This is a genomic window from Pediococcus ethanolidurans (assembly GCF_964062635.1).
GTDB lineage: Bacteria > Bacillota > Bacilli > Lactobacillales > Lactobacillaceae > Pediococcus > Pediococcus ethanolidurans.
In genome coordinates this window covers 2087485-2111535 of sequence record NZ_OZ061250.1, presented here as the reverse complement: position 1 = coordinate 2111535, position 24051 = coordinate 2087485, and the positions used below count along the sequence as shown (strand labels likewise).

Below are 24051 nucleotides of genomic sequence, written 5' to 3'. Positions count from 1 at the left end.
AAAGCTATTCATCAACAGGATTTGACAAAGAGCCCATTTTTGTGTAATACTGACTATTTTGATTACTTTGGGTTGTATCTGTGTAACTCGATTGATCTGTTGTGCCAGTTGTGACACTGGTTAAATTAGCCGTTCCAGTTGATTTATGACCAAGATCCAATCCCTTACGAATAAAGTTTGTGACCCGTTGCATTTCTGTTTGACTAGCAACTTCATAATCTTGTCCGCTGATCAGTTGCGTTGTGCCTTGTAAGTGAGTGGACTTAAGATGATGTGTCGCCACACGATATTTTGTCGAAAGTGCGACGATTTCATCAAAGGTTAAATCAGTTTGAGTTTGCTTTTTAATAGAAGATAGGAAACTTTGACTAAGCAAGGTGGTTAAAGAATCACTTTTTCTTAGAATGTCCATTAATATTTGTCGTTGACGTTTTTGTCGACCATAATCACCTTGTGGATCATCATCTCGCATTCGAGAATAGTCTAAAGCCGCTTTTCCACCTAAATGGATCTTTTTGCCTTTGACCACGTTTGCGGCACCATATTTAAAGGTTAGTGTTGGAGATACTGTTACGCCACCGACACCATTGACGATTTTTTCCAAACCACCCATGTTGATCAAACCATAAAAGTCGATCGGTACATCTAAGAGCTGCTGAATAGATTTAATACTTGTACCAGTGCCACCAAAAGAATAAGCGGCATTTAATTTGGAAGGTGCATATTGCGTGTAGCCTGGAATTGAAAGGGCCGTATCACGCGGAATACTTGTTAAAGTCATTTTTTTCTTTTTCGGATTTAGCGTTGCAATGATGATTGTGTCTGTTCGGCCTCGATAATTACGGCCTAGTGCACCGGTATCTGTACCTAGTAGAAGAATTGAAATCGGTTTATTCTTCTTGATAACGGCAGACACATCACGCGCCTTTTGAATATTGGCACTATTAAAAACGGAGTTGGCCGCATTTTTTGCAGAGTACCATTTGTAGGCACCAAACACGCCGATCGCAATAACTAAAATTCCCACGATTGCAATGATGAAACGTTTGCGTCTTGGTCTTCGTGGCCGTTTGTTCGGTTCACGATTTTCCATATTTTGATGCATTTCTGTACGAGTCGGGGGGACATTAAAATGGTTGTGCAGGTCGGATCTTTTAGGCGTTTGGTTCTCATTCATTGTTTTGCCTCCTGAAGCAATTATTAATTAAAGTGAACACTTGATATAGTATACCGAATTATTGCTAAATAAGCTTTATTTTTAAATTGATTTAATCTTTTTTTAAACATAAAGAGTATATAACATTTTTAGGCTATTCTGAATGTTCATTCTCAGGATGATGAGCTAATCGTATCAAAACGATAATTTCTATTATTCAATTATTTGAGGAAAAAAAGCTTTTTCTAAAATTCAAAAAAATAATTAATCGAATTATTTGGTAAGTGGACAAAAAAAGTACATTATGGAAACAAATTCTGGTATTCTTATACCTGAGACTGTTTTAAATTATAGTTTTTAATTTTGTAACTAAAGATTGAAAGTACAAAAACACATTTCGTTGCCTGATATAAAGACGTTCATGGTAACAAAATTAGATTTAAATGCCGTCTTCCAGCAAATTTGGACTGGAACGTAGTGCGAGCTCTTGCGGCGGTCTTGGCCACAAGAATCGACATCGTACGGAGCATCAAGATTTTCGGAACGAAAATCATTCTTCTTTGCGTAGTAGTGGGCACGACTTAGAGCCGCAAACCACGTCTCCAAGTTCGGCCTTTATCTAAGCGAAGACCGCTAAGATAAACGTCACTACTGAGCCCATTTGCTTCCAGACTAAGTCTAATCTTTGCTACCAACACATCGATATAAAAGTTGCGACATCAATATTACTGAACATTATTTAACATCAAACGTTCTTAGTCCGGAGGCGATTGGTCTCAGGGGTGAAATTATTCTTAGTAATTTATTACTTAGAATAAGGCCGAGTTTGAAGACAAGTGTACTTCTTGGCTTCAAATCGTGCCCACCCCGTTCCAGACCAGGTGAGCCGGAGGACGGCAGTTAGACTACTGTTGGTGAACTAAGTCGTTTAACAGCAGTTATTGAAGTGATTTTTGTACTTTTAGCCTTTAGTTTTGTAAGGTATCTTGAATTATAATAAATGAGGAACACTGTGAATAAAAAGATTAATACATCAAGGCTAAATTTACGGTCGTTTGTAGCGACAGATTTAGCTGATTTAAGAGCCGTTGTAGAAAATGAAAAAATAGCAAAAATGGCGGGCTTTCGAGTTGCAGCTAATGCTTTTGAGAGTGATTATTTTTTACAGCAACTGATGCAAGCAAACATTTGGGCAGTTACTTTAAAAACGACCGCAAAGGTTATTGGCAGCGTTGGATTATATCCAGTTGTAAATGATAAGCAAGAGCAGGATTCCCAAAAATTAGAGTTAGGTTATATGCTCAATCAAGATTTTTGGGGAAATGGCTATATGAAAGAGGCTGTTCAAGCTGTTTTGAGGCACCTTTTTCAAGAACACCCGGATCGAATTGTAACGGCAAGTACGTATTCAAAAAATAGCCGTTCTGTAGCAGTTTTAGAATATTTTAATTTTAAAAAAATTGGGGAACAAACTTTACCAAGAAGTGTGCTGAATCCGTTTCCTCAACAAGAGAGTTATTATCAGTTAACAGCACAAGCATTTATGGAGGGTGGACATTATGCAACTCACTAAAGGATTTGAACAAGCGGCATGTATTATTGCGCTACTGTGCACACAGGATCGTTCAATCCTGCTAACAACGGCTGTGATTCACGAACGATTGACTGGCTCAGAAGCATATCTACGAAAAATTATGCGTAAACTAGTTATCGCTGGATTGGTAACTTCGATTCCTGGAAACAATGGCGGTTTTCGATTAGCCAAGAGTCCAAAAGAGATCTCTTTGCTGGATATTGTTGAAGCAAGCGAAGGACCAATTAAAACATATCCAGATATGGGCTTCATTGAAAATGTTTTTTCAGAGGCTCGTCCTATTGCGGAACGTGGAAAAAACGTTTTGAACGATACATTTCAACAAGCTGATAATCTTTGGCGAGATTATCTCAAAGATCAGAGCTTAAATGATGTCTTGGTTAAAATTATGGGAAAGCCCGCGGAACCTGGTATTGATTGGAATGCTCCTGATGTAGATTTGCATGAACATTTTCAACAATTAAAAGAAAAAATTAAGGACACAAAACAAGTGTAGGTACGAAATGACGGTTGCCAGAACTACCTTGCTTGTATATAATTGATTCATATCGAAAGAAGAGGTTGCCAAACTCATCAGTCACGACTTGTAGATGAAAAAGCATTGAAGACAAGTCGCAAAAGGGTGTTTGGCCGAAACTTAAGGCTGCTTTTTCAGTTTTAAGTTGGGTTCTGATTCAATAAATCAGAGACTGTCGTGATGAGTTGAAATCATCACGGGGCGCTATCTACGATTTGACTGAGAAATTTAGTAAGTCTTTTTGTATGGCGATTTTGTTATACAAAGGGGCTTTTTTTATTGGTTAAAAATAAGATTGCCTTTTTAATTCGAAATTTAAGGAGGAACTATTTTTATGGCAGAAAAAGAGAATCATTCGATTGATCGATCATTGAAAACACGGCATATTTCCATGATCGCACTTGGTGGTAGTATCGGAACCGGATTATTTGTAGCTAGTGGGTCCGCAATTTCAGAGGCAGGACCAGCTGGGGCATTGATCGCCTACGTTGCGATGGGTATTATGGTTTACTTTTTGATGACGAGCTTGGGAGAAATGGCAACTTATATGCCGGTTTCAGGATCGTTTGCAACCTACTCAACAAAATATGTGGATCCTGCACTGGGATTTGCGATGGGATGGAATTACTGGTTTAATTGGGCAATTACGTTGGCAGTTGATATTAGTACTGTCTCTATTGTGATGAAGTTCTGGTTACCCAGTGTACCCGGATGGGTTTGGAGCAGTGTGGCCTTGATTCTAATTTTTGTAGTTAATGCACTGACGGTCAAAGCTTTTGGTGAAACGGAATACTGGATGGCCTTAATTAAGGTTATTACCGTAATCATCTTTTTGGTTATCGGTGTGGCCGTTATTTTTGGAATTATGGGTGGTCACGCAACTTACTTAAATAATTTCACTTATAAAAAAGCACCATTTGTCGGTGGTATTCCAATGATCTTAAGTGTTTTCGTTGTTGCCGGATTCTCATTTCAGGGAACGGAACTAATCGGAATTACGGCCGGTGAATCGGCAACACCAGAAAAAAGTGTCCCTAAAGCAATTAACCAGGTTTTTTGGCGAATTTTATTATTCTACATTCTTTCAATTTTTGTTATTGCCTGCATTATCCCGTACACAAGTCCGGATTTGTTAGGTTCATCGGCAAGTGATGTCAAAATTAGTCCCTTCACACTTGTATTTCGACGGGCTGGTTTGGCAGGAGCTGCAAGTGTGATGAATGCCGTTATTTTAACTTCGGTTATTTCATCTGCTAATTCTGGTATGTACGCATCAACCCGTATGCTGTACTCAATGGCCTTAGAAGGATATGCACCTAAAACGTTTAGTTTGACGACAAAACGTGGAATTCCGTTGATGGCACTTATTGGCACCACAATTGTGGGCGCTTTAACATTTATTTCTAGTATTGCAGGACCAGAAATCTATATGTGGTTGGTAGCAGCTAGTGGTCTAACCGGATTTATTGCGTGGTTAGGCATTGCAATTTCTCATTTTCGTTTCCGAAGAGCGTTTGTTAAACAGGGCCATCAATTGGATGAACTAAAATATCATGCTAAGTGGTTTCCGTTTGGTCCTATATTTGCCTTTGTTCTTTGTTTGCTGGTGATTGCAGGTCAGGACATTCACTCGTTTGCGACATTTAACTGGGAAGCAATTGGAATTAGTTATATGAGTGTTCCCATATTTATTGTGTTATATACGTATTATAAGTTGAAGTATCACACCCATATGATTCCGCTGGATGAAGTCGATTTAACGCAACCTGATTTTATTTTAAAGGGTCGAAAAGCACAAAAATAAGTGTATAATGTAAGGCGCTGTATAAATTCAAATGTTTTTTCGTTTGAAAAACATAAACTACATGTTGTCTTTGCTTGAAATCATGCTACAATATATAGTATCAAAACAGGAATAAAGGGGAACTTTGAATGATTGCATTGTCAGGACCAATCGGCGCAGGAAAAACAACGTTAACAGAAATTTTGTCACAACATTTAGGTACAAAAGCTTTTTATGAATCAGTGGATGATAACAAGATCTTGCCACTTTTTTATAAAGATCCTAAACGTTACGCATTTCTGCTTCAGATCTATTTTTTAAATCAACGTTTAGATGGTATCAAGGAAGCTTTTCAGACTAAAAATAGTGTGATGGATCGTTCGATTTATGAAGACTCGCTGCTTTTTCATCTGAATGCAGATTTGGGTCGGGCAACTAGTACTGAAGTTCAGATTTATGATTCACTTTTAACGAATATGATGGAAGAACTTCCGGAAACTCATTATCAAAAGAATCCAGATCTGTTAATTGATATTAATATTTCATTTGACACGATGCTAACACGGATCAAAAAACGAGGACGGTCGTACGAACAAATTGATAATGATCCAAGTTTGTACGAGTATTATCGTGATTTGAATAATCGTTATACGGAGTGGTATGACAATTATAATGAAAGTCCTAAAATTCAAATTGATGGTGATCAGTTTGATTTTGTGGAGGATCCTAACGCGCGTCAGAAAGTAATTCAAATAATTGATGAAAAAATTGCCGAAATTTAGTTGTCTATTGAATTAGTTTCGGTTATGATTAGGTTAATAAGTAAACGTAAATTCACATAAAGTAGATTTAAAGCGAGATAGAGTTAGTGAGAGCTATCAATCGAAACTCCGGTGAATAAAAACGGGTGAGTAATTTCACACGGCTGCGGTCGTTAAACTTAAGTGAGGGTGCTAGCGACAGCAAACTTGGGTGGTACCGCGAAAAAAAGACCTTTTTCGTCCCAATTGATGGGATGAGAAAGGTCTTTTTATTATGTTTACAAAAATAAGGAGGATATAAACCATGTTAGATTTAAAAAATATTCGTAACAATCCAGATTTTGTGAAAGAACGATTAGGTACACGGGGAATCGATCCAAAAGAAATCGATAAGTTATTAGATGTGGATCAAAAACGACGTGATTTAATTGTAGAAAGTGAAAATTTAAAAAAGACACGTAATGAAGTTTCAGACCAAATTTCTTTGCTTAAACGTCAAAAAGAAGATGCGACTGATCAAATTACAGAAATGCGTAAGGTCAGTGGTGAAATCAAAGAACTTGATCAACAACTTCAAGTACTCACCGACCAGGTGCAAGACATGGCTGCTCATCTGCCCAATATTCCTAATCAAGATGTTCCGATTAGTTTAACTGAAGAGGGAAGTGTTGAACTACGTAAAGTAGGAAAACCTCGTGAATTTACCTTTAAACCAAAGCCTCATTGGGAAATTGGCGAAAGCTTAGGTATTTTAGATTTTGAACGGGCTGCTAAGGTTTCAGGAAGTCGCTTTGTTTATTATGTAGGTTTGGGTGCCAAACTAGAACGTGCCGTTTATAACTTCTTCTTGGATCAAAATGATAAAGCAGGTTATACCGAAATGATCACGCCTTACATGGTCAATGATGAATCGATGTTTGGTACTGGACAATTTCCAAAGTTCAAGGAGAATCACGCCGGCTATGAAATTCAAGATAGTGATTTAACTTTGATTCCAACGGCTGAAGTGCCATTAGTCAACTTTCATCGCAATGAAATTTTGGATGAGGATGCTTTACCAATTAATGAAACAGCCTTATCACCAGCTTTTCGTTCTGAAGCAGGGAGTGCTGGTCGTGATACCCGTGGCCTAATTAGAATGCATCAGTTTAATAAGGTAGAAATGGTTAAATTTACGAAACCTGAGGACTCATGGAACGAACTTGAAAAGCTCACTAATCAAGCTGAGAGTTTACTTAAACTGTTGAAGTTGCCTTATCACGTGATTACTTTAACAACGAGTGATATGAGCTTTACAGCAGCTATGACACACGATCTAGAGGTTTGGATTCCGGCACAAAACATGTATCGTGAAATTTCAAGTTGTTCAAACTGTACTGACTTTCAGGCGCGTCGTGCTCAGATTAGATATCGGGATGAGAATGGCAAATTACAGTATGTTCATACACTAAACGGCTCTGGTTTAGCAGTTGGAAGAACAGTAGCTGCAATTCTAGAAAACTATCAAAATGAAGATGGAACAGTGACAATTCCAGAAGTATTAGTTCCTTATATGGGTGGCATTACAAAAATTACAAAGTAAACTGTGAGTTTGAATGAATAAATATAATTCATAGTGGATATTTTTACGATAACTATAAAATCTTATTGACAATTAGTGAGAGTCAATGATAATATTATGTAGTTGTCGTTTGATGGAGGATTAGCTCAGTTGGGAGAGCGTCTGCCTTACAAGCAGAGGGTCACAGGTTCGAGCCCTGTATCCTCCATTTGAGCCGTTAGCTCAGTTGGTAGAGCATCTGACTTTTAATCAGAGGGTCGGCAGTTCGAGGCTGCCACGGCTCATTTTACAAATAAGCATTGCGGGCGTGGCGGAATTGGCAGACGCGCAAGATTTAGGTTCTTGTATCGAAAGATGTAAGGGTTCGAGTCCCTTCGCCCGCACTTCTAATTAATATTTTTTATTAATTAGCCGACTTAGCTCAGTTGGCAGAGCATCTGTCTTGTAAACAGGGGGTCGGAGGTTCGAATCCTCTAGTCGGCATTAGCAACTATGCGGAAGTAGTTCAGTGGTAGAACATCACCTTGCCATGGTGGGGGTCGCGGGTTCGAATCCCGTCTTCCGCTTTGTAGATATCTACAAACGTTGCCGGGGTGGCGGAATTGGCAGACGCACAGGACTTAAAATCCTGCGGTCAGTGATGACCGTACCGGTTCGATCCCGGTCCTCGGCATTTAGATAAGCACCCATAGCGCAATTGGATAGAGTGTCTGACTACGAATCAGAAGGTTGTAGGTTCGACTCCTACTGGGTGCATCCCCCTCAGAATTAACTGTTTAAGCAGTAGATACTGACTGAAAAATCATAAAATGCCAACTGTAATTCGTTTACAAGTTGGCATTTTACGTTAATGCGTTTTTAGAGGGAATTTTGAATTACAACGGGAAATAGCTCAGCTTGGTAGAGCACCTGGTTTGGGACCAGGGGGTCGCAGGTTCGAATCCTGTTTTCCCGATTGAGTAGGTGAACTCTGAGGGTTTCCCTAAAGTCCAACAACTTAATAAAAACCAGCGGGAAGTAGCTCAGCTTGGTAGAGCACCACGTTCGGGACGTGGGGGTCGCAGGTTCAAATCCTGTTTTCCCGACTTGTAAATAACACCATCAATCAGTCGATTGCATGGTGTTTTTTTGGTTTCTAAAAAACGGCGGTACAAAAAACTTTGCTTTTTAATGAGAGTTTCGTATAATGAAAGTCAACATTAGTCAAAGATGCGAGAAAGGGTGTGCGAAGTGCAAGGACAAAATATTTCCGATATCATTGAAAAATATTTAAAACAAATTTTAGCAGATTCGGAAGAAATTGAGATTCGACGCTCAGAAATTGCTGATTTGTTTGATGTTGTCCCATCTCAAATTAACTATGTTATTAAGACACGTTTTACCATTCAAAATGGCTATGTCGTTGAGAGCAAACGAGGCGGCGGTGGCTATATTCGTATTGAAAAAGTCAAATTACTTGATGATTTGGATGTTTTGGATACACTTATTCAAGTGATTGGTGAATCAATCAATCAACGAGATGCCCTTTCCATTGTTAAAAGTTTGTATGAAGACGATGTCATCGACAAACGAGAAGGAAATTTAATTTTAGCAGCGATTGATAAAAAAACGTTGGCAATTAGTAATCGTGAAGCAGAAGATCAGTTACGTGCAAGAATTTTAATTGGCATTTTAAATCATTTAAGGTATGAGAGCTAGAAAGAAAGTAGGGTGTTAGCATGGATAATTTATTTACACCAAGTGCTAAAAATGTACTAGCTATTTCGCAAGAACAAGCTAAACGTTTTAAGCACCAAGCAGTTGGAACAGAACATTTACTGTTGGCTTTAGCAATCGAGAAAAATGGTATTGCTTATAAAGTATTTCAACAATTTTCAGTTACTGAAACTGATATTGTGGAAGAAATCGAACGTTTTACCGGGTATGGCACTTTAAAAAACGTCGGTGCTAATGATTATTTACCATATTCACCAAAGGCTAAAGAGGTTTTAGCGGCCGCTGGTGATGAAGCTAAACGGTTGGGTGCTGCCAAAATTGGCACCGAACATTTACTATTAGCCTTGTTAAGTGACGAAAATATTTTGTCATCGCGCATTTTAATTAGTCTTGATATGGATCTTAATCAAACTCGTAAAGTTATTTTACGTAAATTAGGGGTAAGTGCATCGGCGCAGTTACGGCAAAATCAGGCGCAAAATAATCGTGGTGGTAAGCCTAAGGGCACACCAACGCTTGATTCAGTTGCCAGAGATATGACCCAAATGGCGCGTGAGGATCAAATTGACCCCGTAATTGGTCGCGAAAAAGAAGTTAAACGGGTTATTCAAATTTTGAGTCGTCGAACTAAAAATAATCCGGTTCTGATTGGTGAACCGGGAGTTGGAAAAACAGCCATTGCGGAAGGTCTTGCACAGCGAATTATTGATGGTAAGGTTCCCGATGATTTGGCTAATAAACGATTAATGATGCTTGACATGGGATCCCTTGTGGCAGGAACTAAGTATCGTGGTGAATTTGAGGACCGACTTAAAAAAGTAATTGATGAAATTTATGAAGACAAACACATTGTCTTATTTATTGATGAATTGCATACGTTAATTGGTGCTGGTGGTGCAGAAGGCGCTATTGATGCTTCTAATATTTTGAAACCCGCATTAGCGCGTGGTGAACTTCAGACAATTGGCGCCACCACTCTAAATGAGTATCAAAAATATATCGAAACAGATGCAGCCTTAGAACGGCGGTTTGCTAAAGTTGAGGTAGATGAACCGACAACAGAGGAGTCTGTTCAAATTTTGCGTGGTTTACGAGGTAAGTACGAGGCCCATCACCATGTTGAAATCACAGACGATGCTATTAAACAGGCGGTAGAACTATCAGATCGTTATATTAGCGATCGTTTTCTACCAGATAAAGCGATTGACTTAATGGATGAAGCTGCGGCTAAAGTTCGAATTGATCAAATGGGCAAATCAGAGAAATCAAATTCAGAATCAAAACTACAACAGTTGACCGATGAGAAAGAGGCAGCTATTGAAGATCAAGATTTTGAAACTGCTCAAAAAATTCGGATAAAAGAAGAAAAATTACGGGCAAAAATCGAAAAAACCAAAGCAGCCAGTCAGGATGATGACTCGAAACCGAAGTATCAATTGAAGGAAACTACGGAAGATGTGGCACAAGTTGTTTCTGAATGGACGGGTGTGCCTTTAACTCAGTTACAGAAAACTGAAAGTGAACGGTTAGTTAACCTTGAATCAATTCTTCACAAACGAGTAATTGGGCAGGACGAAGCTGTTTCAGCCGTTTCTCGTGCCATTCGTCGTGCACGTAGTGGTTTGAAAGATCCAGGACGTCCCATTGGTTCCTTTATGTTCTTAGGACCAACTGGAGTCGGAAAAACTGAGTTAGCCAAGGCACTAGCTGAAGCAATGTTTGGTTCAGAAGATAATATGATCCGGATTGATATGTCTGAATATATGGAACGTTATAGCACCAGTCGTTTGATTGGTTCAGCTCCTGGCTACGTTGGCTATGATGAAGGCGGTCAATTGACAGAGCGAGTTCGTCAAAAACCTTATTCGGTTGTTTTGTTTGACGAAGTTGAAAAAGCGCATCCAGATGTGTTCAATATCTTATTGCAAGTGCTAGATGATGGATACTTGACTGATTCTAAAGGCCGTAAAGTTGATTTTAGAAACACAATTTTAATTATGACTTCTAATCTAGGTGCGACAGCATTAAGAGATGAAAAATCAGTTGGCTTTGGTGCTAAGGATGCTAGCGAGGATTATACAGCAATGTCTGCTAAGATTCGTGAAGTGCTCAAGCAAAGCTTCCGACCTGAGTTCTTGAATCGAATTGATGAGACGATTATTTTCCATTCTTTGACACGACCACAACTTCATAAGATTGTTAAATTGATGGCTCGCCAGATTCTTAAACGAGTTGCCGATCAAGGGATGACAGTTAAAATCACACCGGCTGCAATTGACGCTGTTGCTGAAGCTGGTTTTGATCCTGAATATGGGGCACGACCAATTCGCCGGGCATTTCAAACTAAAGTTGAGGATAAGCTAAGCGAGTTAATGTTGTCTGGTCAGGCCAAAATCGGTGATAATATTACTGTAGGTGCCCGTCACGGTAAAATTCAAGTTGCTGTAAAGAATCCAAAACCGGATTCAAAACAACCAACTGTTTAAATTGAATAGAATTGCAGTTAAATGTTTGACAGATGAGATCAAAATGAGTATGATTAACTTTGTTTGTAACTGTGAATGAAATGAAGCATTGCGATCTATTGTCCGTGGTGCTTTTCATAAAAAAGCAAAAATAGCTATCAGATTTAAGAGCTATTTTTGGTTTTTTTTTGCCAAAAAACACTGCAATTTGTTAAATGTAATCAAATTGTAATGTAACTGGCCGTTTGCGGAATATTTTAGAGAGGTGAATAACTTGGCAGGACATTTGGTAAAGTACGGTAAGCACCGAACCCGTAGAAGCTACGCGCGGATTAAAGAAGTGCTGGAACTTCCTAACTTGATTGAGATTCAAAGTAATTCATACCAGTGGTTCCTTGACGAAGGATTGAAAGACATGTTCGATGACATTATGCCAATCGACGATTTTGCCGGAAATCTTTCATTGGAGTACGTGGATTATCAATTATTAGAACCAAAGTATACAGTAGATGAGGCGCGTGAGCATGAGGCAAATTACTCAGCACCTTTGCATGTAACTTTACGTTTAACAAATCACGAAACTGGCGAAATTAAATCTCAGGATGTTTTCTTTGGTGATTTTCCATTAATGACAGAACAAGGTACGTTCATTATTAATGGTGCAGAGCGAGTTATCGTTTCTCAGTTAGTACGTTCACCTGGTGTTTATTACACTAAGGAAGCTGACAAAAACGGCCGTGATATTTGGGGCACAACAGTTATTCCTAACCGTGGAGCTTGGTTAGAGTATGAAACAGATGCAAAGAATATTGCGTATGTACGTATTGACCGTACTCGTAAAATTCCGATGACTGAGTTGGTTCGAGCTTTAGGTTTCGGATCTGACGAAGAAATCGTTGATATGTTGGGTCAAACTGATAGTTTGGACAATACTTTGGACAAAGATGTTCATAAGAATTCTGAGGACTCACGTGTTGAAGAGTCCTTAAAGGATATCTACGAACGACTTCGCCCAGGTGAGCCCAAAACTGCAGATAGTTCACGTAGTCTTTTAACTGCGCGCTTCTTTGATCCAAAACGTTATGATATGGCTCCTGTTGGCCGTTATAAGGTTAACAAGAAGTTAAGTTTGAAGACCCGTTTAATTGGACAAACTTTGGCAGAGACATTAGCTGATCCAGATACTGGTGAAGTTATTGCTCAAAAAGGTACTGTTGTTACTAAAGACGTCATGAAAGACTTGGCACCATATTTAGACAAAAAAGATTTTAAAGCAATCACTTATACACCATCTGATGAATCAGTTGTGACAACACCAATGACCGTTCAATCAATTAAGATTGTCAATCCTAATGATCCAGAACGTGAATTGACAATGATCGGTAACGATAATATTGATCTTAAGTTGAAACACATTACACCAGCTGACATTATCGCTTCAATTAACTATTTCTTCTTATTACAAGAAGGAATCGGTTCAACTGATGATATTGACCATTTGGGTAATCGTCGTATTCGCTCAGTTGGTGAGTTGTTGCAAAACCAGTTTAGAATTGGCCTTTCCCGTATGGAACGTGTCGTTCGTGAACGGATGTCAATTCAAGATGCTGCAACTGTTACACCACAACAATTAATTAATATTCGTCCAGTAGTGGCTTCAATTAAAGAATTCTTTGGTTCTTCACAATTGTCACAATTCATGGATCAAACAAACCCATTAGGTGAATTAACTCATAAGCGTCGTTTATCTGCCCTTGGACCTGGTGGTTTGACTCGTGACCGTGCCGGATATGAAGTTCGTGATGTGCATTACACTCATTACGGTCGTATGTGTCCAATTGAAACGCCTGAAGGCCCTAATATTGGTTTGATTAATAGTTTAGCTAGTTATGCCAAGATCAATAAGTATGGTTTCATTGAAACACCATACCGTCGTGTATCTTGGACAACCCATAAGGTTACTAACAAGATCGATTATTTAACTGCTGATGAAGAAGATCAATATGTTATTGCCCAGGCTAACTCGCCATTAAATGATGATGGTTCATTTGTTGATGACGTGGTTATGGCTCGTCATGAAAGTGACAATATTGAAATTAATATCACAAATGTCGATTACATGGATGTTTCACCAAAACAGGTAGTTGCGGTTGCTACAGCATGTATTCCTTTCTTGGAAAATGATGATTCTAACCGTGCTTTGATGGGTGCTAACATGCAGCGTCAGGCGGTTCCTTTGCTTGACCCACATGCGCCATTAGTCGGAACTGGTATTGAATATAAGGCTGCACATGATTCCGGAGTTGCGTTGATTTGTAAACATGACGGAACTGTTGAATATGTTGATGCACGTGAAATTCGCGTTCGTCGTGATGATGGAGCTTTAGATACCTATAAATTAATGAAATTCCGTCGTTCTAATGGTGGTAAAAACTATAACCAACGTCCAATCGTGAAAGTTAACGATCATGTGGATAATGATGAAGTCTTGGCTGATGGACCTTCTATGGAAGGCGGAGAATTAGCACTTGGTCAAAACCCACTGGTTGCCTTCATGACTTGGCAAGGTTATAACTTCGAAGATGCCATTGCTATTAACGAGCGTTTGGTCCGTGACGATGTTTATACTTCAATTCATATTGAAGAGTATGAATCAGAAGCACGTAATACCAAACTTGGACCTGAAGAAATGACACGTGAAATTCCTAACGTTAGTGAAGATGCCCTCAAGGATCTTGACGAAGATGGTATTGTTCGCATTGGTGCTGAAGTTGAAGATGGCGACATTTTAGTTGGTAAAGTAACACCAAAGGGAGTTACCGAGTTATCAGCTGAAGAACGTTTACTTCACGCAATCTTTGGTGAAAAAGCACGTGAAGTTCGTGATACTTCACTTAGAGTTCCTCATGGTGGCGGCGGTATTATCCAGGATGTTAAGATCTTCACTCGTGAAAACGGGGATGAACTTTCACCTGGTGTTAATATGATGGTTCGTGTTTATATCGCTCAAAAACGTAAGTTACAAGTCGGCGATAAGATGGCCGGTCGTCATGGTAACAAAGGTACTGTTTCTGTAGTTATTCCTGAAGAAGATATGCCATACATGCCAGATGGAACACCAATTGATATTATGTTGAGTCCCATGGGTGTGCCTTCTCGTATGAATATCGGGCAGGTTCTCGAATTGCATTTAGGAATGGCTGCTCGTAACTTAGGCATTCATGTTGCAACACCTGTTTTTGATGGTGCGCGTGATAAAGATATCTGGGATGCTGTTAAAGAAGCTGGTATGCAATCAGATGCTAAGACTGTTTTGTATGATGGTCGAACTGGTGAACCATTCGAACAACGAATTGCCGTTGGGGTTATGCATTATATGAAATTAGCCCACATGGTTGACGATAAGATTCATGCACGTTCAATTGGACCTTACTCATTAGTTACGCAACAACCATTAGGTGGTAAAGCACAATTTGGTGGTCAGCGTTTTGGTGAAATGGAAGTTTGGGCTCTTGAAGCTTATGGTGCTGCTTATACACTTCAAGAAATCTTGACTTACAAATCCGATGATGTTGTGGGTCGTGTAAAGACCTATGAAGCCATTGTTAAGGGCAATCCAATCCCACGTCCAGGAGTTCCTGAATCCTTCCGTGTTTTGGTTAAAGAGTTACAAGCACTTGGTTTGGATATGAAAGTTCTTGATGCTGATAAGAATGAAATTGAGTTGCGTGATATGGATGATGATGACGATGATGTTGTCAATGTTGATGCACTCAGTAAGTATGCCGAAGAACAGAAAGATAAATCAAAAGAAGATGCTAAAGCAACTGCAGCTTCAAAAGATGCTTCTTCTGTGAGTGAAACAAAAGCTGAAACGAAGAATAATCAAAAGTAAGTTTAACTAATCAATAATCAAATTAAGAAGGAGGTCGATCCTTTGATCGATGTCAATAAGTTTGAAAGCATGCAAATTGGGCTCGCATCCCCTGACAAGATTAGAAGTTGGTCGTACGGCGAAGTTAAAAAGCCTGAAACGATTAATTATCGAACATTAAAGCCTGAAAAAGATGGACTGTTTGATGAGCGAATTTTCGGACCAACTAAAGATTACGAATGTGCCTGTGGAAAATACAAACGAATTCGTTACAAGGGTATTGTCTGTGACCGTTGTGGTGTTGAAGTTACTAAGTCAAAAGTTCGTCGTGAACGAATGGGTCATATTGAATTAGCAGCTCCAGTTACTCACATCTGGTATTTCAAGGGAATTCCAAGTCGAATGGGTTTGGTTTTGGATATGAGTCCTCGTGCTCTTGAAGAAATCATCTACTTTGCATCATATGTCGTAATTGATCCTGGTAAGACACCACTCGAAAAGAAACAATTATTAACGGAGCGGGAATACCGTGAAAAATTAGAAGAATATGGTAATACCTTCAATGCTAAGATCGGTGGCGAAGCAATTAAGGAATTGCTTCAAGATGTTGATCTTGATAAAGAAGCTAAAACCTTAAAGGAAGAACTCAAGGATGCTTCCGGACAGAAACGAACACGTGCTGTTCGTCGTTTGGACATTATTGAAGCCTTCATTAAATCTGGTAATGAACCAGACTGGATGATTATGGATGCCATTCCTGTCATTCCACCAGATTTACGACCAATGGTTCAGTTGGATGGTGGTCGTTTTGCCACATCTGATTTGAACGATTTATATCGTCGAGTAATCAACCGTAATAATCGTTTGAAACGCTTATTAGATTTGAATGCTCCTGGTATTATTGTTCAAAACGAAAAACGAATGTTACAAGAAGCTGTTGATGCTTTGATCGATAATGGTCGTCGTGGCCGTCCCGTTGCTGGACCAGGTAACCGTCCATTGAAGTCACTTTCACACATGTTGAAAGGTAAGCAAGGACGTTTCCGTCAAAACTTACTTGGTAAACGTGTTGATTATTCTGGCCGTTCAGTTATTGATGTTGGTCCATCACTAAAAATGAACCAAATGGGATTACCTGTTCCAATGGCTTTGGAACTCTTTAAGCCTTTCATCATGAAAGAATTGGTTTCACGTAATTTAGCTTCTAACATCAAGAATGCTAAACGTAAGATCGATCGCAAGGATGATGATGTTTATGATGTCTTGGAAGATGTCATTAAAGAACATCCAGTATTGTTAAACCGTGCACCTACTTTGCATAGACTTGGAATTCAGGCCTTTGAACCTGTTTTGGTAAGTGGCAAGGCAATGCGTTTGCATCCGTTAGTTTGTGAAGCTTACAATGCCGATTTTGATGGTGACCAAATGGCTATTCATTTGCCATTATCAGATGAAGCACAAGCTGAAGCACGTTTACTAATGTTAGCTGCTCATCATATTTTGGCACCTGCTAATGGTAAACCAGTTGTAACGCCATCTCAGGATATGGTTATTGGTAACTATTGGTTAACAATGGAACGTGAAAACAGTGTCGGCGAAGGCATGATCTTTAAAGATCTTGATGAAATTCGTTTGGCTATGCAAAATGGTTACGTTTCTGAGCACACACGAATTGGTGTGCAAGTAAGCTCAATGCCAAAGAAACCATTTACTGATGAACAACGCAAACGTATTTTGGTGACAACTGTTGGAAAAGCAATCTTTAATAATATTTTGCCAAAGGGATTAATTTATTTGAATGAACCTACTGATGAAAACTTAGTAGAAGGTACACCGGATAAATATTTCTTAAAACCTGGTGAAGATATCAAAGCCTTTATTAAGGCACAACCATTGATTCCACCATTCAAAAAGGGCTTCTTGAGTGATATTATTGCGCAGGTTTACAAGCAATATAAAGTTACGCAAACTTCCTTACTTTTGGATCGAATGAAGGATCTTGGCTACGATATTTCGACTAAGTCTGGTTTAACAGTTGGTATTTCTGATATTACTGATTTGAAAGAAAAACCAGAAATTGTCAATGCAGCGCATAAACAAGTTGCCACTGTTACTAAGCAGTTCCGTCGTGGTTTAATTACTGATGATGAACGTTATGAACGAGTAGTTGGAATTTGGAACGATGCTAAAGATAATATTCAACAAAAATTGATGGAGAGTTTTGATCCTCAAAATCCAATTTATATGATGAGTGATTCTGGTGCTCGTGGTAACATTTCTAACTTTACTCAGTTGGCTGGTATGCGTGGTTTGATGGCTGCTCCTAATGGTAAAATTATGGAATTGCCAATTCTTTCAAACTTCCGTGAAGGACTTTCTGTTTTGGAAATGTTCATTTCAACCCATGGTGCTCGTAAAGGTATGACCGATACGGCTCTTAAGACTGCCAACTCAGGTTACTTAACCCGTCGTCTAGTTGATGTTGCCCAAGATGTGATTGTTCGTGAAAAGGACTGTGGAACTGATCGCGGTTTGACAATCTCTGCAATTGTTGAAGGTAATGAAGTGATTGAGTCCCTGTACGATCGAATTTTGGGTCGTTATACACAAAAATCTGTTTATGATCCTCAAACAGGCGAAAAGATTGTTGGTAAAAATGAAATGATCGACGAACCTAAGGCACAAAAGATTATTGATGCTGGTATCGACACAGTGACAATTCGTTCTGCATTTACTTGCAACACTCGTCATGGTGTTTGTGAACGTTGTTATGGTCGTAACATGGCTACTGGTGATCGAGTTGAAGTTGGTGAAGCAGTTGGTACTGTTGCTGCTCAATCAATCGGTGAACCCGGTACTCAGTTGACTATGCGTAACTTCCATACTGGTGGTGTTGCTGGAAACGAAGATATCACGCAAGGACTTCCACGTATTCAAGAAATTGTTGAAGCTCGTAATCCTAAAGGTCGTGCAGAAATTACTGAAGTAACTGGTACAGTTGAATCCGTTGAAGAAAATCCTGCAGAACGTAGCAAAGAAGTTACAATCAAGGGTGAAACTGATACACGTACTTATACTTTACCAATTACAGCACGTATGAAGGTTGCTGAAGGTGATTTCATTCATCGTGGTTCAGCTCTAAACGAAGGTTCTATCGATCCTAAAGAATTGTTGAAGGTGCGTGATGTACTTTCAACTGAAAATTATTTGTTGCGTGAAATTCAACGTGTTTACCGTATGCAAGGTGTTGAAATCTTGGATAAACATATTGAAATCATGGTTCGTCAAATGCTTCGTAAGATTCGAGTTATGGATCCTGGCGATACAGATGTGCTTCCTGGTACATTACTTGATATCAATGATTTCAAGGATGCTAACTACAAGACATTGATCGCTGGTGGCATTCCAGCAACTGCTCGTCCAGTTCTTCTTGGAATTACTAAGGCTGCTTTGGAAACTAATAGTTTCTTATCAGCTGCTTCATTCCAGGAAACAACCCGAGTATTAACTGATGCCGCTATCCGTGGTAAGAATGACCCATTAGTTGGTTTGAAGGAAAATGTTATTATTGGTAAGATTATTCCTGCTGGAACAGGAATGCCTGACTATCGTAAGATTATTCCAAAGACTGTTGGTGGCAAAGTGACGGAGCCTAAGTCACTTAGCGATGTAGAAAAAGAAATGGATACAGAAACAACTAAGTAGCACGTTTCTATATATCAATAAAAAGAAGCAGATTTGAGTAAAATCAGATCTGCTTCTTTTTTTATTTCAAAAAATTTAAAAAATCATCATTAGATAGCCAAAGACTAAATAAGGAATAAATGGTGTTTTACGTTTATGAAAATAAGGAAAACAAAATTTAAAAATTAAACAAAGCCCAGAAGCCAGCCAAATTATTTTGGGAATGGCTTGGATAGTTAGAAGAATGCCGAACACTAGAGTAAGTTCAAAGTCGGCTTCACCTAAGCCTTTGATAATGTTACTAAACTGAAAACGAGTAAAAAGACTGAGTACTAAAAGGGAAAACAGTAATAGGTTTATCGGTGTGAACTGTTCGATGATTCCCGTAAGACCCAGTAACCCGATCCACATGCCATTTACAGAAGTAGTTTTTAAGTCAACTAAACTTAGATAAACGAGTAAAGTAACTACAACCAATTTTGAACTCAATTCCAAAAGAGAAGTTGATCGGTCAGCAAGTTGTAAATAAAGTGTGCCCAAAGTTAATTCGATCAAGCAAGAAGTCGGTGAAAATTTCTGATGACAAAAACGACATTTGCCATTTAAGAGACAATAGCTGACAATAGGAATGAGGTCAAAAAGTTTTAGGGTGGTTTGACAGTTTGAACAGTGAGAACGGGGCCAAATGATTGATTGATGTGTTTGACTTCTATCAAAACAGAGCGTAAGAAAAGAACCAATTGTGGTACCGGTTATGAAAAAATAAAGTTTGATGAGCATGTTAGTTTCCTCCTTCATTTAATAAACTACAAAATTTTGGGATGATTTTTTTAAACTAATTTTGTTGTTATGATTATTTTTTGTGTTAGGGAACTAAGTGCAATTTTTGTGGTTTTAACTTTAAGCAGATTCTTAAAGTTTGAAAGTATCAAAATTACTTCAATAACTGATGGTAAACGACATAGTCTATAAAAAATAGTCTAATTGCCGTCCTGCGGCTCACCCGGTCTGGAACGGGGTGGGCACGATTTGAAGCCAAGAAGTACACTTGTCCTCAAACTCGGCCTTATTTTAAGTAATAAATTACTAAGAATAATTTCACCCCTGAGACCAATCGCCTCCGGACTAAAAATGTTTGATGTTAAATAATACTCAGTAACATTGATATAACAACATTTATATCGATGCATTGGTTACAAAGATTAGACTTAGTCTGGAAGCAAATGGGCTCAGTAGTGACATTTATCTTAGTGGGTTTCGCTTAGATAAAGGCCGAGCTTAGAGACGTGTATTTCGGCTCTAAGTTGTGCCCACTACTACGCAAAGAAGAATGATTTTCGTTCCGAAAATCTTGATGTTCCGTACGATGTCGATTCTTGTGGCCAAGACCGCCGCAAGAACTCGCACTACGTTCCAGCCCAAATTTGCTGGAAGACGGCGCTTTAATCTAATTTTGTTACTATGAGCACTTTTATATCAGGTAACGAGATGTTTTTTACAGTTTAAGCCTCAGCAAATTCATTAAATACGAGTGAAAGCCTATTAAGTGGGGAATAAGTACTAATATTTTTTTGATAAATGTTTGACAAGTTATGCTGATGATGATAATCTAAAAAAGGTGCTTTTTGTGGACAGGTTCTGTATTAGACAGACATGCTGACTGAAAACGGTGGCACAAAGCCATGTTGAGGCGGTTTTTTTTATCAATAAAAAAGACCCACCTGGATGTGTGTACTTAAACAATTAAGATTATATATTTGGAAGGGGAAACAATTAATGCCTACAATCAACCAATTGGTTCGTAAGGGTCGTCATTCACACGGTTCTAAATCTAAGGCTCCTGCTTTGAATTATGGCTATAACAGCATGAAGAAAAAAGCTGTTGCTAACCCAGCGCCACAAAAACGTGGCGTTGCAACTCGTGTTGGTACCATGACACCTAAGAAACCTAACTCTGCTTTACGTAAATATGCTCGTGTACGTCTTTCTAACTTGATCGAAGTTACAGCATATATCCCAGGAATCGGACATAACCTTCAGGAACATAGTGTTGTGCTCATTCGTGGCGGTCGTGTTAAGGATTTACCTGGTGTACGTTATCACGTTATCCGTGGTGCACTTGATACTGCCGGTGTTACTGATCGTAAACAAAGCCGTTCTAAATACGGTACAAAGAAACCTAAGAAGTAAGGAGGTTATTTAAATGCCAAGAAAAGGCCCTGCATCAAAACGCGAAGTATTACCTGATCCAATTTACAACTCAAAACTAGTAACTCGTTTAATTAACCATTTAATGTTAGATGGTAAACGTGGTACAGCTTCAAAGATTCTCTATAATGCATTCGACGTCATCAAATCTGAAACTGGTAACGAACCAACTGAGGTATTTGATGAAGCTATGAAGAACATTATGCCAGTTCTTGAAGTTAAAGCTCGTCGTGTTGGTGGTTCTAACTACCAAGTACCAATTGAAGTACGTCCCGATCGTCGGACAACTTTAGGACTTCGTTGGCTCGTGAACTATTCACGCCTTCGTGGTGAACATACAATGACAGAACGTCTTGCTCGTGAAATCATGGACGCTGCAAATAATACAGGTGCTTCAGTTAAAAAGCGTGAAGATACTCATAGAATGGCTGAAGCCAACCGAGCATTTGCTCATTATCGTTGGTAATTTTCCGCTTGTTGCTTAATCCATGTTTATGGGAAAAGCAATGACGAATGGCTATTATATGAAGTCCATATAGTAGTCATTTTTTCTAATTTTGACTCTTTAACCATTAATTTGAAGGGAGAAACATTTTTTAATATGGCTAACAAAAGAGAATTTCCACTTGAAAAGACTCGTAATATCGGAATCATGGCTCATATCGATGCTGGTAAAACGACTACTACAGAGCGGATTTTGTACTACACTGGTAAAATTCACAAAATTGGTGAAACCCATGATGGTGCTTCACAAATGGACTGGATGGCCCAAGAACAAGAACGTGGTATCACAATCACATCAGCTGCTACTACAGCTGCTTGGAAAGATCATCGAATCAACATCATTGATACACCAGGACATGTGGACTTCACTGTTGAAGTTGAACGTTCATTACGTGTTTTAGATGGTGCCGTTGCGGTTCTTGATGCCCAAGCTGGTGTTGAACCTCAAACAGAAACTGTTTGGCGTCAGGCTTCTGATTACAGTGTTCCACGAATTGTTTTTGCAAATAAGATGGATAAAGTTGGCGCTGACTTTGACTATTCTGTACAAACAATCAAGGATCGTCTTCAAGCTAATGCTTTACCAATTCAAATGCCAATTGGTGCCGAAGATGATTTTGAAGGGGTTATTGACCTTGTTGAAATGAAGGCTGATCTTTACGATGAAGATCAACTTGGTACTGAATGGGATACAGTTGATGTTCCTGATAAGTATAAGGAAGAGGCTGAAAAGCGTCGGACTGAAATGATTGAACAATTAGCTGATATTGATGATGACATCATGGAAAAATACCTTGGTGGCGAAGAAATCAGTAAAGAAGAAATCAAAGCTGCTATTCGTAAAGGTACATTGAATCTTGAATTATTCCCTGTTTTAGCTGGTTCAGCTTTCAAGAACAAGGGTGTTCAGATGATGTTGGATGCTGTTGTTGATTATTTACCATCACCATTGGATGTTAAACCATACAACGCGATTGATCCTGATACTGATGAACCTGTTGAGTTAACCGCTGGTGATGACAAACCATTTGCTGCTTTAGCATTTAAAGTCGCAACTGATCCATTCGTTGGTCGTTTGACTTACATTCGAGTTTATACTGGAACTTTGGAATCAGGTTCTTATGTATTGAACTCAACCAAAGACAAACGTGAACGTGTTGGACGTTTACTACAGATGCATTCTAATCACCGTCAAGAAATCCCAGAAGTTTTCTCTGGTGATATTGCTGCTGCGATTGGTTTGAAGAATACAGCTACAGGTGATTCATTAACTGATCCAGACCATCCATTACATTTGGAATCAATGGAATTCCCTGACCCAGTTATCCAAGTTGCCGTAGAACCAAAGTCTAAGGCCGACCAAGATAAGATGGATATTGCGCTTCAAAAACTTGCTGAAGAAGATCCTACATTCAAGGCTGAAACCAACCCTGAAACTGGTGAAACTTTGATTGCCGGAATGGGTGAGTTACATTTGGACATTATCATTGATCGTATGAAACGTGAATTTAACGTTGAAGCGACTGTTGGTGCTCCTCAAGTAGCTTATCGTGAAGCATTCACAAAACCAGCATCTGCTCAAGGTAAGTTTGTTCGTCAGTCTGGTGGTAAAGGTCAATATGGTGATGTTTGGATTGAATTCACACCTAATGAAGAGGGTAAAGGATTTGAATTCGAAGATGCCATTGTTGGTGGTGTTGTACCTCGTGAATTTATTCCAGCTGTTGAACAAGGTTTACGTGAAGCTTTGAATAATGGTGTTCTTGCAGGCTATCCATTAGTTGACTTGAAAGCTAAGTTATACGATGGTAGTTATCATGAAGTCGATTCTAGTGAAGCAGCTTTCAAGGTTGCTGCATCAATCTCACTTCATAATGCTGCTAAGAAGGCTGCTCCTGTAATCTTGGAACCAGTTATGAAGGTTGAAGTTCGTGTACCAGAAGAGTACATGGGTGATATCATGGGCCAAATTACAGCTCGTCGTGGCCGTGTCGAAGGTATGGAAGCTATTTCAGGTGCTGAAGAAATTCATGCATTTGTACCACTTTCAGAAATGTTTGGTTATGCAACAACCTTACGCTCAGCTTCACAGGGTCGTGGGACATTCACAATGACGTTTGATCATTACGAAGCAGTTCCTAAGTCTATTCAAGAAGATATCATCAAGAAAAATGGTGGTTCTTCAAGTAAGGACTAAAGTTAAATAAGTTAAAATAAAAAATCTCAAC

The 24051-nt window shown here is 39.0% G+C and carries 14 protein-coding genes, 9 tRNA genes and 1 riboswitch; of the genes, 21 read left to right on the top strand and 2 right to left on the bottom strand.

Annotation, left to right across the window (positions count from 1 at the left end; genetic code table 11):
• Nucleotides 1-4: 4 nt before the first annotated feature.
• Nucleotides 5-1177 carry an LCP family protein gene (locus AB3219_RS10535; RefSeq protein WP_367369438.1) on the bottom strand — a complete coding sequence of 391 codons (1173 nt, stop codon included), beginning with the start codon at nt 1175-1177 and terminating at the stop codon, nt 5-7.
• A gap of 991 nt (nt 1178-2168) precedes the next feature.
• Here AB3219_RS10535 and AB3219_RS10530 point away from each other — a divergent pair.
• From AB3219_RS10530 to rpoC, 18 genes are all read left to right on the top strand, one after another.
• Nucleotides 2169-2729 carry a GNAT family N-acetyltransferase gene (locus AB3219_RS10530; RefSeq protein WP_216763000.1) on the top strand — a complete coding sequence of 187 codons (561 nt, stop codon included), beginning with the start codon at nt 2169-2171 and terminating at the stop codon, nt 2727-2729.
• Nucleotides 2716-3246: an Rrf2 family transcriptional regulator gene (locus AB3219_RS10525; RefSeq protein ID WP_216762999.1), complete on the top strand. Its 531-nt coding sequence runs from the start codon at nt 2716-2718 to the stop codon at nt 3244-3246. The genes AB3219_RS10530 and AB3219_RS10525 overlap by 14 nt, the downstream gene beginning before the upstream one ends.
• 51 nt (nt 3247-3297) lie before the next feature.
• Nucleotides 3298-3482: riboswitch (Lysine riboswitch) on the top strand.
• A 119-nt stretch (nt 3483-3601) separates the two neighbouring features.
• A complete protein-coding gene (locus AB3219_RS10520; RefSeq protein ID WP_216754336.1) occupies nt 3602-5071 on the top strand; it encodes an amino acid permease in 1470 nt (489 codons plus the stop codon).
• A 128-nt stretch (nt 5072-5199) separates the two neighbouring features.
• Nucleotides 5200-5832 carry a deoxynucleoside kinase gene (locus tag AB3219_RS10515; protein WP_216762998.1) on the top strand — a complete coding sequence of 211 codons (633 nt, stop codon included), beginning with the start codon at nt 5200-5202 and terminating at the stop codon, nt 5830-5832.
• 283 nt (nt 5833-6115) lie between these two features.
• Nucleotides 6116-7393 (top strand): serine--tRNA ligase, encoded by a 1278-nt coding sequence (gene serS, locus AB3219_RS10510; RefSeq protein WP_057807773.1) that lies wholly within the window; start codon nt 6116-6118, stop codon nt 7391-7393.
• A 114-nt stretch (nt 7394-7507) separates the two neighbouring features.
• Nucleotides 7508-7580 (top strand) — tRNA-Val (locus tag AB3219_RS10505).
• 3 nt (nt 7581-7583) lie between these two features.
• Nucleotides 7584-7656, top strand: a tRNA-Lys gene (locus AB3219_RS10500).
• Nucleotides 7657-7673: 17 nt separating this feature from the next.
• Nucleotides 7674-7755, top strand: a tRNA-Leu gene (locus AB3219_RS10495).
• A 27-nt stretch (nt 7756-7782) separates the two neighbouring features.
• Nucleotides 7783-7855, top strand: a tRNA-Thr gene (locus AB3219_RS10490).
• A gap of 11 nt (nt 7856-7866) precedes the next feature.
• Nucleotides 7867-7938 (top strand) — tRNA-Gly (locus tag AB3219_RS10485).
• A 21-nt stretch (nt 7939-7959) separates the two neighbouring features.
• Nucleotides 7960-8045, top strand: a tRNA-Leu gene (locus AB3219_RS10480).
• 9 nt (nt 8046-8054) lie between these two features.
• A tRNA-Arg gene (locus AB3219_RS10475) sits at nt 8055-8128 on the top strand.
• Between the two features lie 125 nt (nt 8129-8253).
• Nucleotides 8254-8327: transfer RNA gene (locus AB3219_RS10470), tRNA-Pro, on the top strand.
• 56 nt (nt 8328-8383) lie between these two features.
• Nucleotides 8384-8457 (top strand) — tRNA-Pro (locus AB3219_RS10465).
• 145 nt (nt 8458-8602) lie between these two features.
• Nucleotides 8603-9070 (top strand): CtsR family transcriptional regulator, encoded by a 468-nt coding sequence (locus tag AB3219_RS10460; protein WP_057807775.1) that lies wholly within the window; start codon nt 8603-8605, stop codon nt 9068-9070.
• Between the two features lie 20 nt (nt 9071-9090).
• Nucleotides 9091-11574, top strand: a complete 2484-nt coding sequence (locus tag AB3219_RS10455; protein WP_263773329.1) for an ATP-dependent Clp protease ATP-binding subunit — start codon at nt 9091-9093, stop codon at nt 11572-11574.
• A gap of 253 nt (nt 11575-11827) precedes the next feature.
• The gene (locus AB3219_RS10450) at nt 11828-15448 is read left to right on the top strand and encodes a DNA-directed RNA polymerase subunit beta (protein ID WP_260365539.1); all 3621 of its coding nucleotides are present in this window, start codon (nt 11828-11830) and stop codon (nt 15446-15448) included.
• Between the two features lie 42 nt (nt 15449-15490).
• Nucleotides 15491-19132, top strand: coding sequence for a DNA-directed RNA polymerase subunit beta' (gene rpoC, locus AB3219_RS10445; protein ID WP_263773328.1), 3642 nt, complete (start codon nt 15491-15493; stop codon nt 19130-19132).
• 75 nt (nt 19133-19207) lie between these two features.
• Here rpoC and AB3219_RS10440 read toward each other — a convergent pair whose 3' ends face one another.
• Nucleotides 19208-19891: an A24 family peptidase gene (locus AB3219_RS10440; RefSeq protein WP_216754339.1), complete on the bottom strand. Its 684-nt coding sequence runs from the start codon at nt 19889-19891 to the stop codon at nt 19208-19210.
• A 996-nt stretch (nt 19892-20887) separates the two neighbouring features.
• On the opposite strand from AB3219_RS10440, the gene rpsL reads away from it, so the two are divergent.
• From rpsL to fusA, 3 genes are all read left to right on the top strand, one after another.
• Complete coding sequence (gene rpsL / locus AB3219_RS10435) at nt 20888-21301, top strand: 30S ribosomal protein S12 (RefSeq protein WP_046871289.1); 414 nt, start codon at nt 20888-20890, stop codon at nt 21299-21301.
• A gap of 13 nt (nt 21302-21314) precedes the next feature.
• Nucleotides 21315-21785, top strand: a complete 471-nt coding sequence (rpsG, locus tag AB3219_RS10430) for a 30S ribosomal protein S7 (protein ID WP_057782453.1) — start codon at nt 21315-21317, stop codon at nt 21783-21785.
• Between the two features lie 135 nt (nt 21786-21920).
• Nucleotides 21921-24020, top strand: coding sequence for an elongation factor G (gene fusA / locus AB3219_RS10425; RefSeq protein ID WP_263773327.1), 2100 nt, complete (start codon nt 21921-21923; stop codon nt 24018-24020).
• Nucleotides 24021-24051 lie beyond the last annotated feature (31 nt).